This window comes from Poriferisphaera sp. WC338, assembly GCF_050931845.1.
Taxonomy (GTDB): Bacteria; Planctomycetota; Phycisphaerae; order Phycisphaerales; family Phycisphaeraceae; genus Poriferisphaera.
Map to the genome: position 1 here is coordinate 2,035,791 of NZ_CP194516.1, position 15,295 is coordinate 2,051,085.

At 50.8% G+C, this 15,295-nt stretch carries 11 protein-coding genes; 4 read left to right on the forward strand and 7 right to left on the reverse strand.

The window, feature by feature from the left end; genetic code table 11:
- Positions 1–84: 84 nt before the first annotated feature.
- The 3 genes from ACQ6WK_RS08370 to uvrA all read right to left on the reverse strand — a co-directional run bounded on the left by ACQ6WK_RS08370 (position 85) and on the right by uvrA (position 5,545).
- A complete protein-coding gene (locus ACQ6WK_RS08370; protein WP_432800291.1) occupies positions 85–486 on the reverse strand; it encodes a F0F1 ATP synthase subunit epsilon in 402 nt (133 codons plus the stop codon).
- A 93-nt stretch (positions 487–579) separates the two neighbouring features.
- Positions 580–2,397 (reverse strand): SulP family inorganic anion transporter, encoded by a 1,818-nt coding sequence (locus ACQ6WK_RS08375; protein WP_432800292.1) that lies wholly within the window; start codon positions 2,395–2,397, stop codon positions 580–582.
- A 202-nt stretch (positions 2,398–2,599) separates the two neighbouring features.
- A complete protein-coding gene (uvrA, locus tag ACQ6WK_RS08380; protein ID WP_432800293.1) occupies positions 2,600–5,545 on the reverse strand; it encodes an excinuclease ABC subunit UvrA in 2,946 nt (981 codons plus the stop codon).
- 308 nt (positions 5,546–5,853) lie between these two features.
- Here uvrA and ACQ6WK_RS08385 point away from each other — a divergent pair, with 308 nt between their 5' ends.
- Complete coding sequence (locus ACQ6WK_RS08385; RefSeq protein ID WP_432800294.1) at positions 5,854–6,876, forward strand: Gfo/Idh/MocA family protein; 1,023 nt, start codon at positions 5,854–5,856, stop codon at positions 6,874–6,876.
- 254 nt (positions 6,877–7,130) lie between these two features.
- Here ACQ6WK_RS08385 and rpsR read toward each other — a convergent pair whose 3' ends face one another.
- Positions 7,131–7,373, reverse strand: coding sequence for a 30S ribosomal protein S18 (gene rpsR / locus ACQ6WK_RS08390; protein ID WP_432800295.1), 243 nt, complete (start codon positions 7,371–7,373; stop codon positions 7,131–7,133).
- Between the two features lie 171 nt (positions 7,374–7,544).
- Positions 7,545–8,702, reverse strand: coding sequence for a Nif3-like dinuclear metal center hexameric protein (locus ACQ6WK_RS08395; protein ID WP_432800296.1), 1,158 nt, complete (start codon positions 8,700–8,702; stop codon positions 7,545–7,547).
- 112 nt (positions 8,703–8,814) lie between these two features.
- Between ACQ6WK_RS08395 and ACQ6WK_RS08400 the strand changes: the two genes are divergently transcribed.
- Complete coding sequence (locus ACQ6WK_RS08400; protein WP_432800297.1) at positions 8,815–9,843, forward strand: hypothetical protein; 1,029 nt, start codon at positions 8,815–8,817, stop codon at positions 9,841–9,843.
- Between the two features lie 49 nt (positions 9,844–9,892).
- Here ACQ6WK_RS08400 and ACQ6WK_RS08405 read toward each other — a convergent pair whose 3' ends face one another.
- The gene (locus tag ACQ6WK_RS08405; RefSeq protein WP_432800298.1) at positions 9,893–11,080 is read right to left on the reverse strand and encodes an aminotransferase class I/II-fold pyridoxal phosphate-dependent enzyme; all 1,188 of its coding nucleotides are present in this window, start codon (positions 11,078–11,080) and stop codon (positions 9,893–9,895) included.
- Positions 11,081–11,157: 77 nt separating this feature from the next.
- Positions 11,158–12,045 (reverse strand): peptidylprolyl isomerase, encoded by an 888-nt coding sequence (locus ACQ6WK_RS08410; protein WP_432800299.1) that lies wholly within the window; start codon positions 12,043–12,045, stop codon positions 11,158–11,160.
- Between the two features lie 267 nt (positions 12,046–12,312).
- Between ACQ6WK_RS08410 and ACQ6WK_RS08415 the strand changes: the two genes are divergently transcribed.
- The gene (locus ACQ6WK_RS08415; RefSeq protein ID WP_432800300.1) at positions 12,313–13,524 is read left to right on the forward strand and encodes an aminotransferase class V-fold PLP-dependent enzyme; all 1,212 of its coding nucleotides are present in this window, start codon (positions 12,313–12,315) and stop codon (positions 13,522–13,524) included.
- 256 nt (positions 13,525–13,780) lie between these two features.
- Entirely contained in the window at positions 13,781–15,289 is a 1,509-nt protein-coding gene (locus ACQ6WK_RS08420; RefSeq protein ID WP_432800301.1) for an O-antigen ligase family protein, read from the forward strand.
- Positions 15,290–15,295 lie beyond the last annotated feature (6 nt).

Sequence of the window (15,295 nt, forward strand, 5' to 3'; positions counted from 1 at the left end):
AACAGGCGACCTCGTCACACTCACCTATCATCCAAATTCAGGACGCGGCGAACACCCAAAAGTAAAACTTTCAACAAGGGAAGATTAATGATGCTTGGCAATCTCAACCCGGGCACGGGCTCGATCCAGCGATTTTTGATGCTGTTCTAGCTCGAAGCCAGACATGGCTGGCTTCGCAAGGAGTGTGTCCAGATTCTGCTGCTCATCCGAAGCAGAAATCGTGTTGGCAACTTCTGCTTCATCGGTTAGAAGCGTCAAAACATCATCTTTCACCTGAGCGAACCCACCGCCGACGAAGTATTGTTCAGATGATCCATCTGCGAGATCAAGGCGCAACTGGCCATAGCCAAGCTTCACAAGCATCGGAGCACGAAGGTGTTCGACACCGATCTGCCCGTCATGTGCGGGGATCGAAGCGTAAACAACTTTCTCATCGAGCAGCTTCTCAGCTGGTGTGACAAGGGTGCACTGAAATGTGGTAGCCATGATTGTCTCTCCGTGCGACTGACCGGGTCCAAGCGTGAGGGGACATGATATCGCAGGTGAGCGTGTGGGTCTAGCGGGCCCAGAAAGCCAGAATTAAATGGAATAGGACCACCCTACCGACATCCTACTCCCAGCTTCAGCCATCTCCTGCTGGTCACCGCAGATGAGCACCTGAGCATGCTGAACCGCTCGATGGGAAGCATTGAAAGTCTGGTTCGATGCCAGAAAAACATTCTGCTCACCAGCCAATTGCGTGATCCCATACCTATCAAGTGTCTGCTTCATCTCGGGTTGGACCCCCGTAAGGATTACGTGCTTGTTTTGCGATTGCATGCTCTTCACAAACTGTTCAATCACATGTAATGCAGAGGAATCAATCGAATGCGTCCGCTTCAAACGAAGAATCACTACCCGTGCTGCCGATCGCCCCGTCTCTGACAAACGAATCTGCAACTCATCTGCTAGCGCAAAATAGAGATCGCCATCCAGCTGCACAAAGACCATGTCCTTACAAGATAAATTATCCTCTTCAAAAGGTTTTTCATGAAAGCTGCCGGTTGAAGAGACATGTACAATCTCATGCATACGCAGCCTAGCGGTCTGCCGAAGATACAGCGCGATATTGATCATAATGCCGACAAAGACTGCATAAGCCAGCGGAAGGAACAGTGTCGCAAGCAGCGTCGTGATGCAAACCACAAGATCAAACCGGTTCGCACGATACAGCTTGGTGATGAATTTAAAATCGATCAACCCATAAGCCACCACAAATAATACTGCCGCAATCGCGGTTTTCGGAATGTACGGCACAAGCCCTTTGATCAGCAGCACAATCAAAATCACAAACACCGCATTCGCAAGCCCCGCCAGAGAAGTCCGCGCACCCGCATATTCATTTAAGGCCGAACGTGAAAACGAACCCGATCCCGGAATGGATTCAAAAAACGAGGAAACAAAATTGATCAGCCCCTGCGAGAAAAGTTCATCATTGGCTGAGATCTGACCACCCCGCTTGGCAGTAATCGCCCGTCCAATGGAATACGCCTCAAGCATTCCCAATACAGCAAGCGCCGTCGCTCCAACCATCAGCTTATCGATCACATCCATGCTGATTCGAGGTGTGTTGAATGTCGGCAATGCTGCCGGGATCGCAGAAAAAAGCGTCAAATGCTCACTGGTGAACTGAAAGAAAAAGACAATCGCTGCCGATGCAAGCACCCCAATCAATGGCCCCGGAATCATCCGTGAAATCCGGCGACAAACCAAAACCACACCAAGCGTAAAAACCCCAATCCCCACCGCATACATTGAAATGCTCGCTAGGTGCGGCAGCAAGCGCTGCCCGATCCCCACAACTCCCGGCCAGTTCTCTGGCGATCGTACCACAGAGAACCCCAAAAAATTATTGATCTGCCCAGAAGCGATCAAAATCGCCGCCCCCGCAGTAAATCCAATGATCACAGGCGTAGATACAAACTTTACCAACTGCCCTAATCGTGCCTCTGACATCAAAATCTGAACGACGCCTTTGATCAACGTCAGCGAAATCACCAGAGACAAAAATAAATCCGGCTGCCCCGGTGCAAGCGTTCCAACTATTGAAGCGGTCAATAGTGATTGCGTATTGATCGGTCCCGGTGACAATAGCGGATGCGCCCCAAACACCGTACCGATCAAACATTGAATGATCACCGTGTACAAACCATACTGCGCTGGAACACCCGCAATTAGTGCATAAGCCATCGCCTGCGGTACCGCAACAAAAGATACCGTGAGACCAGCCAAAGTATCAGCACGCAACGCCGCAAGATTGTAATTTCGGATCGTATCTCGAAATCGTCCAAGCGGCGACATAAATGGATCAGCCAACGAATGGGCAATGCTGCGAACTGACGTTTGAGTTTGAGGCATAATAATGGCCGGCGGTTGGCGACATTGGGTTCAGCAAATAAAAACCGTGATGTATCCTGCTGATGAACCAGAAAACAGCAGGCGATGCCAGTCTAGCGAAAGATGTAATCCGTGGGAAGCGTCGTATCACTAAATTTCGGAGTGCTCCGATACAGGAAATATAGCCGAAACCATTTTGATATAGGATGCTCTTCACACAGCATTAGAGGTGCGGCTTCAGGAACTCGCCGGTATGCGATTTCTTGACAGTCGCGACTTTCTCCGGCGTCCCCTCCGCGATCACCGTCCCGCCCTTATCACCGCCCTCTGGACCTAAATCTATCAACCAGTCCGCACACTTAATGATGTCCATATTATGCTCGATCACCACCACCGTATTCCCATTCTCCACCAGTCGTGTCAGCACCGACAGCAGCTTCTTCACATCCGCAAAATGCAATCCTGTCGTCGGCTCATCCAACACATACAACGTCTTGCCTGTTGACCGCTTACCTAACTCAGTAGCCAACTTCACCCGCTGCGCCTCACCACCCGACAGCGTTGTTGATGCCTGCCCCAACTCAATATAAGACAACCCCACATCATTCAATGCCGTCAACATCCGCTTCACATCTGGAAACGACTCAAAGAAATCTAGTGCCTGCTCCACCGTCATTTCTAACACATCCGCAATCGTCTTCCCTTTGTAATGCACTTCCAACGTCTCGCGGTTGTACCGATGCCCCTTACACTCATCGCATTCCACATAAACGTCCGGCAAGAAGTGCATCTCAATCTTCTTCGTTCCCTGCCCCATGCACGCCTCACACCGCCCACCCTTCACGTTAAATGAGAACCGACCCGGCTTGTACCCACGGATCTTCGCTTCTTTCGTCTTGGAAAAGAGATCACGTATCGAATTAAACAGATTTGTATACGTCGCAGGATTCGACCGCGGCGTCCTTCCAATCGGCGACTGATCCACCTCAATGATCCGATCAATGTGATCAATCCCCTTCAGCGAATCATGATCGCCCGGCTTCTCGCGCGATCCCAATAGCTCACGCTTCGCTGCCTTCAGCAGAATCCGATTCACCAACGTTGACTTACCTGAACCCGACACGCCTGTCACCACCAACAACCCGCCCAACGGGAACCGCACATCTACATTTTTCAAATTGTTCTGCCGTGCCCCCTTCACCACCAGCGCAGGCCCTGTCTTCGTCAGCTTCCTTCTTTCGCTTAGTTTCGGCGTTACAATCTCTTCTTTGCCCGTTAAAAACTTTGCCGTCAGCGACTTCTTGTTTTTCAGCACCGTCGCCGTCGTACCGTGCGCCACAATCTCTCCGCCATGCACGCCCGGCCCCGGACCGATATCAATCAAATGATCGGCCGCTCGGATCGTGTCCTCGTCATGCTCTACCACCAGCACCGTGTTCCCGATATCACACAGATGCCGCAATGTTTTGATGAGCCGCTGATTATCCCGCTGATGCAAACCAATCGTTGGCTCGTCCAGCACATAACAACAACCCACCAATCCCGATCCCACCTGCGTCGCCAATCGAATCCGCTGCGCTTCACCACCTGAGAGTGATCCCGTCGAACGATTTAGATTCAGATAGCCCAACCCCACTGACAGCATGAATCCCAATCGTGCTCGTACCTCCTTCAAAATCGGCTGCGCAATTTGCGTCTCTTCTTTCGACAATTTCAATGAATCGAAAAACTCGGCAGCATGCTCAATCGTCATGCTCACCACGTCCTGTACGTTATATGACTTCTTTGTGATTGCCTTTCTTCTGACGGACGCTGGTGTTGCATCTAAAAACACATTCAATGATTCTTCACGCAAACGTGCCCCGCTACATTCCTCACAAGGCGACTCCGACAAAAACTGATGCATAAACGCCTTTACCCAATCTGAATCTGTCGACTCCCATCGTCGTTGCAGATTTGGAATCACCCCTTCAAAAAACGCGCCATATTTTTTCTCATCCTTCGCCGTCGAACCATGCATCAAAATTCGCTGAATCGGCTTGCTCAATTTTTTCCAAGGCGTGTCATAATCCACCTCAAAATCTCGGCAAAACTTCTTTAGCATCCGCCCGTAATAAATCCCCATCCGTTTGCCTGAGTTCCGCCATGCCGCAATCGCGCCCTTCGACAACGGCAACTCTGGATTCACCACAATCAATTCCGGATCAAACTCAAGTACAATCCCAAGTCCCGCACACTTTGGACACGCACCATACGGCGAGTTAAATGAAAACAGCCGCGGCTCCAAATCTTCCAATGAGCACTCCGGATGCTCCGGGCACGCATAATTTTCAGAGAAAAGCGTATCGCTCCACACCTCTCGATCATCTGGGTCATTCACCGACGCGATCACCAATCCGTCCGCCAACTTCAATGACAACTCTACCGAGTCTGCTACCCTCGCCCGCAGCCCGCTCTCGGGATCATCTTGCTGCTCATGCCGTACCACAATCCGATCCACCACCGCCTCTATCGTGTGCTGCTGATACCGCTGCGTCTTCGTGGTGAACGGTGTACCCGCCTTCGATTCTCCGATCTCCCGCAAATCAACGATCTCACCATCCGCACGTGCTCGGATGAATCCCTGCCGAATCATCGCCTCAAAAACTTCCTTGTGATGACCCTTTTTCCCACGAATGATCGGCGCAAGGATCATCAACCTCGATCCATCCGGCTCCCCCATAATGTGATCCACAATTTGTGTCGCCGACTGCGATGTAATGGGCCGCCCACACTTTTTTCCCGTCTTCTCATCCACATGCCAACACCGTGGATGCCCCGCCCGCGCAAAGAGCAATCGCAGGTAATCGTAAATCTCTGTCGTTGTCGCTACTGTCGACCGCGGGTTGTGCGAAGCCGACCGCTGCTCGATCGCAATCGTCGGTGGCAACCCCTCAATCGACTCAATGTCCGGCTTCTGCAACTGATCCAAAAACTGCCGCGCATACGCCGACAACGATTCCATGTATTTTCGTTGCCCCTCAGCATAGATCGTGTCGAATGCCAGCGTCGACTTCCCTGAGCCGGACAAGCCGGTGATCACCACGAGCTGATCGCGCGGGATATCAATGTCAATTCCTTTGAGATTGTGCTCTTTGGCACCACGGATAGAGATGTGAGTCGTAGGCATGGCAGGGATTGTATCGTGGCTTGATGTTCGGGGAAAGTTCGGTTTGAAATTTTTACACAATTCATCACCCCAAACCAAATCACACCCACACGAAACGTAACCCAACGTACGCCTCAATCATTCCCACGCAACCAACTTTCCCCCTTGCACCTTGTTACATTTCATAAACATTGTCATCCACAAGCGGATACATTAACCTTTTCAGATCGTGGGTAAACATGTCCACTGCAGGCGGCTGCTATATCAATGTCTGTCACCGTGACAGACATGATTGATCACATGCAATTCTGGTCGTTGAAAGGTTAGAGATGAAGAAGGTTCGTTATGGTTTTGTGGGCGCAGGTTCAATTGCAAAACACCGCCATGTGAAAGAAGCAGCTGCCAATAAGCACGCCGAGATTGTCGCCATCTGCGATTTACACGGCAAACGTGCAAAGGAGCTAACAGATGAGTACGGGGGAGAGGTCTATACTGACTGGAAAAAAATGATCAAAGAGGCTGACATTGATGCGGTCGTCGTTTGCACGCCGAATGTATTGCATGCGCCCGTTTCCATTGCAGCATCAAAGGCTGGTAAACACGTACTCGTTGAGAAACCCATGTCAACGACGCGCGCCGAAGCCAAGAAGATGATCGAAGCTGCGAAGGCCGCACGTAAATATTTGATGGTCGGGCAAAACCAACGACTCATGCCCCCGCACGTCAAAGCCAAGGAGATCCTCGACTCGGGCCGCGTCGGCAAAGCGATTTCTTTCCGTTCAGAATTTCAACACCCCGGCCCCGATGCATGGTCTGCCGAAGGTTCAAAAACCTGGTTCTACAAAAAAGAACACGCCATCATGGGAGCCATGGGTGACCTTGGCGTCCATAAGGTTGACTTGATGCGTTGGCTACTCAGTGATGATTTCGTTGAAGTAAACGCTATGGTTTCAACACTGGATAAAAAAAGTGATGTAGATGACCACGCCGTCATGGTCCTGAAATCTAAAAAAGGCGTTGTCGGACAGATCACAGCAAGCTGGATTAACTACGGGCCAGAGAACAATGCTACCGTCCTTTACTGCACCAACGGCGTCATCGAAATCGGTGCCAATCCAGAAGCATCCGTTGTCGTTACCTACAAAAACTACGCCGGCAAGGAAATGCACGAAGTCGGTGCCATGGCGAGCAACACCGCTCAAATAAGTTCCGGCATCATCGATATGTTCACGGAAAGCCTTCTGAAAAAGAAGAAACCTGTCATTGATGGTGCTGAAGGCCTCGCCTCGGTCAGCGTTGTCCTCACCGCCATGGAAGCTGCCAAGCAAAATAAGACACTAAAAGTGAAGTAACACAAATGTGGCAGCGAATACGTGCTTATCCCAAAACACTGATCGCTATAGGCTACAGCTTTATTGTTATTGTTCCACTACTCTTTCGATTCGAGACCAATCTTTGGATGGATGTATATGGTCCGACAAATGGTGGCGTCCATCAAGATGTCATCATTATGAGTCTTATCTGCCTGATTCTTAATTAAGTAGTTGTAAAAAAACAAGCTCGTCAGATTGACGAGCTTGTTTTACTTTTTATTTATCAACGTGATCTACAGCGTCGCAGAAGTATATGGCAAGAGTGCCATGTAACGAGCACGCTTGATTGCTTGAGCCATCATGCGCTGCTCACGAGCGGAAAGACCGGTTTTCTTACGACCCTGAATCTTACCGTTAGGTGTCATAAAACGACGCAGATCATCTGCACGCTTGTAATCGATGTGGTACTTGCCTGCACTGGTCTTCTCAGCAACCTTGTACTGAGATGCGTTACTGAACTTTGAAAACTGAGCCATGCCTTTATCTCCGTCATGGATGTTTGAGCCACTGAACCTTGCCAGTAGCGACGGTTGTCCGTTCGTAAGGGGAAATATGATACACCACCCCAGTCCACATGACAAATCCCCAAGCATCAACCCCTTGCACACTGTCCAACTCACGCATCTCATGCATTCATAATGAGTTAGCTAGAGAAATTCTCCCGGCGAACGATCCTTCTTTGAAATCACCCAATCCACCCCGTCCGCGACTTTCCGCAAATTTTTTCGATACGTCTTCAAATACGGCCGCTCCGTCCGTGTGTGCCCTGCCAACAAAATCGACGTCCCTTCACTCACCGCTGCCAGCGTGTCATGATGCCGCATCTCACCCGTGAAAAACGCATCAACATTGCAATCTGATAGCAGCGATCCACCAGCCCCAGCACAGATCCCAAGCGTCCGTACTGATTTCTGACCCATCGCCACACCCTCCGCCGGTGCTACCTCCAAACATTTCAAACCCAGTGCTTTCTTGAACCGTTCTGTTAACACCTTCAGCGATACTGGTTTCACGAACCGCACCAACCGACCCTGACCGTCACCCTCGCTCCCAGAAAGTTTCGTCTCACTATCCATCACCCCCGGCTCCTCCAATAACGGATACAAATCAAACGCTGGCTCTTCATACGGATGATGCGTCCGCAGCACTTCCACTACCGCCACGAGCCGATCACTCGGCACGAGCATCTCCATCCTCAGTTCATCTACACGTTCAAATCGCCCCACCTTCCCCACTGTCGGATTGGTTTTCGCTGATCCCTTAAACGTCCCGAATCCCGGCGCATTAAACGAGCAACATCCATAATTACCAATCTGCCCAGCGCCCGCCTTCGCCATCGCATCCCGCAATCTATCCGCAGCATCCATCGGCACAAACATCACCAATTTCACTTTGGTCGCACCACCCTTTGTCCCCGCAACCTTAATCGGCTCCACCTCTGCGTCATCACCTCCCATCGCCACTTCCGTCAGAAAATCATTCACCCCGCCCACTACTGCATCCAACGCCGTGTGCGGTGAGTAAACCGAAATCCCCTTCTCTGCCGCCTTCAAAACAATCGACTGCTTCACATCGGCCGAAGTCAATCGCGTCAATGGTGAAAAAATCGGCGGATGATACGCCACCACCAGTTCCACCTTCTTCTCAATCGCCTCCTCAAGCACCGGCATCGTCAGGTCAATACATAGCAACGCCCGTGTCACGTTCGCCTTGCCCTCCACGTGCAGCCCCACTTGGTCCCACGGCTCGGCCAGTGATTCAGGCACCAACGATCGGATCTGTTCCAGCAATTGAGGTAGCTTCATGGGATTAGGATATCAGTCGTCCAACGTTTTTGCAGCCAAATGTCACAACAGGCCGATAAATCTCTTCATGGGTGGCGGTAGTCGATGTACGTCTATTTTGAGATGAGGATGGATGAGCCAGACAAAGATTGCCAAAAAGAACGGGCTAAAGAAGGTCATCGAAGCTGCAGGCAGCAGTGCTGATGATCCACCAGCCGTGGTACTGACCAAACTTCAGCGCGCCGCTGGCGTGCAAACCGCGGAAACGCCCGAAAGCGCAAACAACAACACATCCCCAGAAAACGAAAAACACATTGACCCCGTCGGCAATGAAGAAATAGCCGTCACACCTGAGCAGCACAAAGCCATGCTGAAAAAAGCACAGCAAGCTGAGAAACGTGTTCGACTCGGGATGCAACTTCTCAAAGCCAGTGAAAACCGCCTGTCAGCTCAAACCCATCTCATGAATCAGGTCCGTAGCGAACAAGACGTCCTCCGTGAAAAGGTTCAGGAAGATGTCGCCAAAAGCTTACAGAGCTACGACCAGTGGATTGGGCAAATCGACGAAAGCTTCAGTAAAGCGATGCTTGTATTGGAAGAAAAAGTCGACACGATCAGCAATGCCTTTGCGCAGAAGCAGTCGAAGCTGGATGCCTTGATCGAAACCTTTGAATCACAGATCAAAGCGAATCAGAAACAATCTGAAGAACTTCAATCACAGATCCGTGCATGCGAAGTGCAAGTAGAAGACGCAGTCAGCTTTTTGCTCAAACGCAGCGATATCCCCAGTGTGTCGCCTCAAAAATCAATCGAATCCAGCGATAGCACGCCAGATGATTTTGGCGACATCCCCATTCGCCCACTAAAACTCGCGCAACCTTTACAACAGCGTGATGATGAGATCGAAACACAAAACGAATTACAGAACGATACGCAAGTCGACCCTGCCGTCGAAGAAATGGCTAATGAATCAGCAACCGAGACAGATGAGCTACCTACATTGAAGATCGATCCTGCCAGCGCGCTTGAGGCGCTAGCGGAAAAGAAACTAGACGATTTTCAAGATCAGAAACCAGTGAAACCATCGCCGGGCAAAAACAATCCGACGATCTATTCCAAACTGCTTGATGAACTACGTAATGAAGGCGACAACGCTTCTTGATCCATCCCCTCAGTTCCCATCCCAATCAGAGCGACATAATCATATAAATCTATTTTTTAAGTTCTCGGGTAAGTTGACGGATGGCTTGCCGGATGCGGTGCTCGTTCTCGACCAAAGCCATGCGAACATAGCCTTCACCAAGATCGCCAAATGCTGCTCCGGGTGTGAGCGCAACCTCCGCCTTATCGACCATGTCGATGCAGAAGTCATTGGTCGAGCCATTGTAAGGCTTCAGATGTTCTGGATTCACTTTCGCCCAGACAAACATCGAGGCTCGCGGGGTTTCCACTTCCCAGCCAAGCTTGCGGAGTGCGCTACACAATAGCTCACGACGTTGTCCGTAGATCTCGTTCTGCTTCTGAATATGCGAATCGCCTTCCCGCATAGCAACAATCGCAGCGATCTGCACCGCTTGGAAAATACCATAGTCGTAGTAGCCTTTGACGGTACCCAGCGCACTGATCATCTGGCTGTTGCCACAGCAAAAACCGATGCGCCAGCCGGCCATATTGTAGGGCTTAGACAGTGTCGTAAACTCAACGCCATACTCTTTCGCACCTGCGGCCTGCAAATAAGACGGCGCTTGATAGCCATCAAAACACGTTTCGCCATAAGCAAAGTCGTGCATGACCATAACCTGATGTTTTGCCGCCAGATCAACCACCTTCTCAAAGAATCCTTGATCGACCGTCATCGTTGTCGGATTGTTCGGATAACAAAGGATGATCACCTTCGGCTTGGGTTGCAGGTGATTAAGCACATCGTCCATGCGGGCCAAAAACGCATCGTCGTTGCCGACCGGCACAAGAAACACCGACCCGCCTGCTAGAATGACCGCGGTGGTATGAATCTGAAACGCAGGATCCGGCACCACCGCACAGTCGCCTGGCCCAAGCAACGCAAGACACATGTGTGAGAAGCCTTCCTTGGAACCAATGGTGGCGATGACTTCAGTATCAGGATCAAGTTCAACACCCCACTTGCGCTCATATTTGCGAGCCATGTCGCGGCGAAGGTTGTAGACACCGGCAGAAGCAGAATAGCGACTGTTACGCGGATCGAGCACCGCTTCACGGATCTTGTCTACCACTGGATCAGGCGGCGCATCCGAAGGATTGCCCATGTTCATATCGATAACATCCGCGCCCGCCTTACGGCGTTCGTAGATCATCTGCTTGAGCTGTCCGAGTATGTAAGTCGGTAGCCGTTCGATACGGCCTGCCACTTTGATATCCATACGATGTCACCTGTCCGGCCGATGCAATCTTACGGCCGCTAATCCACGAATCCCAATATTACACGTGCCTGCGTTATTTAGTTGGCATCAAGAAAGCGAGCTTTCTGCTGCTTCCAACTACCAAGCAGGAGCGGTTCGAGAATGGTGACGTTTGCTTTGCGGACCAGCTCGGCGGCCTTCTGCCGCATGAGTGTTGCTTCGAGCTTGTTACGCAGAATCCGCGCCACTTCTGACTCAACCTCTGCGTATTGTACAGGCTGAGCTTCGATGGTGCGATAGAGCTGAATGAAGGCGTAGCCATTGTCCATAGCGATCAGATCGGAGATGCTCCCGTCTTCAAGTTTGGCGATCGCCTCACGGATATTTTGCGGATAGTTGGTGTCCGCAAGGCTGATGGGGGCGAGCAAACCGCCTTGCCGAGCAGAGATATCGGTGGAGTTCAATGCAGCTAAATCAGAAAATGATTCACCAGCCAAAGCTCGTTTACGAAGTTCGTTGGCTTGAATAAGTTCGGGCACGATAATCAGACGAGGCTGGAATTTCGGGCCGTAGATGAGATCGAATTGCTGCCGCATGAGATAGTTAGTGAGATTCACTTCGGGCTGAATGAGTTGACGGAGCATGGCGTTGCGTTCGAGCATCGCAGGGAAGCGCGTCTCACCAAGACCACGTTCCCGGCGAAGCTTGTTCAAAAGGCGCTGCGCCTGATCGGGATCTGCATCGAGTGAATTCAGGATGAGATCTCTCTCACGTTTAATCATGTCTTGGGTGAGTACCAAATCATAGGTTTTGGATTCATCAGCAAGCATGCGGTCGAGGATCAGATCGGAAAGCGATTCGCCGCCAGCAGTTTCATAGAGCGTCCCGAGCATGTCGGTAGCCTGTACGGGTTTCCCGTCTACATATGCGATGGTTTGTGAAAGCGGCTTGGTGGTTGCTTGAGATGAGCTATGATCCGATGCCACCGTGGCATCGATTTTCTGCGCAGGCGCAGATTGACAGCCCACGAACAAGAATAATGTGACAGCCAGCAAGATAAGCGAGAAATATTTCATGATGTCGCCACGCTAAATGGATTGGCAGGGCATGTCAACAGGACATTGTGACACTAGGATTAGGCGATTGGCCGAATTGCATCCGCGGGTAATATGGTTAGTCTGGATAGCGGAACTTGACGCTTTTAAGGGTGGATCTGAACCCTCTCAGAAGCGAAGGCTTAGAAGGAGCAAGCCGTGCGTGAACGGATTTATATGGATAATGCTGCGACATCGTTTCCGAAGCCGGATACGGTCTTGGCAGCCATGACTGACTATGCCCAGCGACTGGGCGCGAGTCCGGGGCGCGGTGCGTATGCCGAGGCACAAGAATCCGGCAAGCTGATGAACCGCTGCCGTGAGCGGATCAACACACTCATCGGCGGCGAAGATCCGAATCATATCATCTTTACACTAAATACTTCGGACGCGCTAAACATGGCGATCCGCGGTTTGATCCATCCCGGCGCAAAGAAGAGGCACGTGATCACAACATGGCTGGATCACAATTCAATTCTTCGGCCGTTCAACATGCTTGCTGGATTGGGCGACGCCGATCAAACACGCATCGAATGTGATGATGTATCTGGATTGGTTGATCCAGGTGCCATCCGCAAAGCCATCCGCCCCGACACCGGACTCATTGCGTTACTGCATGGTTCAAATGTAAGCGGTACGGTGCAGCCAATTCGCGAAATTGCTCGGATAGCGAATGAACATGGCATCCCGATTCTTGTTGATGCAGCCCAAACACTCGGGCACCTTCCGATTGATGTGCAACATGACGGAATTGATCTACTCGCGTTCCCTGGACACAAGGGATTACTCGGCCCGCTTGGAACTGGCGGTCTCTATATTCGACCTGGTTTGGAAAAACAGATGCGCACCTACCGGGAAGGCGGCACAGGTTCGGTAAGTGAACTGGACACGCAACCGGAGTTCATGCCGGACCGTTTTGAACCGGGCAGCCACAATGCGATCGGGATCATCGGCTTGTCCGAAGGCGTGCAATGGATTTTAGATCGGGGTGTTAAATCGCTTTGGGCACATGAGCAGCAATTGATCGCAACGATGATCACGCGGCTGAAAAACCAGGACGACATGCCCGGCCTGCGATGGATCGGCCCACAGGATGAATCAAATCGTTGCGGTGTGTTCTCAATTCGGATTGAAGGATACGATCAGCCAGTAACACTTTCGGATGTACTTGAGCAAAGATTTGGCATACTGACACGATCTGGTATTCACTGTGCCCCACTTGCACATCAAACCTTTGGCACACATTCATTAGGTGGTACAACACGTCTTAGCTTTGGCCCGTTCACCACAACAGAACAAGTCCAATATGCGTGTGACGGGATTGGCTCGCTTTGCCGAGAGCAAGCAGAAAAACTGATCGTCCGTCACTAAAAGCATCTCGATAAATACGGAAAAGGCCCGCTGACATTAGCGGTTTTCTGCTGCGCGCATGCGTCCCATAAGAGACACCGAGCTTCTAAATCCGTGACGAGCAAGACAAGATCCGCAACGTGGTCCGAAAAAATACCCTGCCACTATGCTGATCGTATGCCGGGCTTCATGTCTGTACGGATTATGCCGAGGATAGGGATGGTATGAAGTAGCCTAGGGGGGCCATTTTTCGAAATGACGGAGAAGATGGCACACCATGAAGCAAATTCTGTTTCTCACATTATCGACGCTGTTTGTAAGTGTGACAGCACTTCACATTATCTTCAGGAACGGTCAGCCGATGAAGCAATTATTCTTCTTATCAGCAATGACGATCTGCCTGAGCCTCGCGTCCATTCAAATCCCGTTCTGGGGTATTTTTCTGTACTACACCTTTGCGGTGTTGCGTCCACAGTATCTGTGGAAATGGGCTTTGCCAGTGGATGTGAGGTGGTCCTTGATTGCCGCTTGCGTGGTGATCTTCAGTATGGCGATCCACTTCAACAAGATTCTGCGCGAATCAAAGTACACAAGCATGTTCAGTTTGATCGTGGTGTACAGCATTCTGCTGGCAGGCAGTATGCTTGTCGCGTTCAATCCTGCGGTCGCGCAGGCATGGGCAATTGAATACGGCAAGATCCTCATCATCGCACTCATCGCGCTACTGGTGATCAATCAGGTTTGGCAGATCCGCGCGATGGCCACCATGATCTTCCTTTGCCTAGGTTACATCGCATGGGAAATCAACTTCCTGTATTTCTTCCGTAACGGTCGCTTAGATATCTTCCACTACGGTTACGGCGGGATGGACAACAACGGCGCAGGCCTCATGCTCGCAATGGGCATTCCATTTGCTTATTACGCAGCCATCAGCACATGGGAACGCTGGGGTCGAGCTATTTTCATCATTGCCAGCGGAATCGGCCTTTGCATGGTTCACTCGGTCATGATGAGTTTTTCACGCGGGGCCATGCTTGCTGCTATCGCGGGTTTACTCTGGGTTTTCCTACGTCACCGATCGAAGAAACAAGCCGCCGCATTGTTTGTCATCCTGACCTGTGCGATTCTGTTCCTATCAGGCTCACAAATCCGTGAACGCTTTATCTCAACCATGGATTACAAACAAGACATCTCAGCACAGTCTCGTTTCGAATCATGGTCTGCAGCTTGGACAATTGCGTGGGAACATCCACTGCTCGGTAAAGGCATCCGCAACTCTAATATCTTTTCGCAGAACTACGGCGCCGACTATTCTGGCCGCACGATTCATAATCAATATCTACAAATTGCAGCAGACTCTGGTGTACCGGCCGCCCTGCTCTTTATTGGTTTGATTGGCTTCTCGTTTTACTTATGCGAGAAAGTTCGCAGTGAATGTTTATACCATTTACGGCGTGGCATGCTTAGTGATAAGAACATGCTTCAGCTTGATCATATCGAGAAGATCTGTCTTGCGGTGCAAGCGAGCCTCATCATCTTTGCAGTAGACAGTATGTTCTTGTCACTAGAGGTGTTTGAATTGCCATGGGTGTTGTTTGTAATTTCCGGCGTCATGCCGCATTCGGTAAGAATGCTCATGAAAACATGTACCGAAGATGAGAAACAGCTTCGTAGTAAGCATAAAACCGGTCCAGTACGGATCCCACCACGCCGGCGACATCATCCCGAGCATGGTCGCATGCCTCTACCCACCCCAAGCTTGATGAAACCAACCAAAGGATTGTAAAGAACA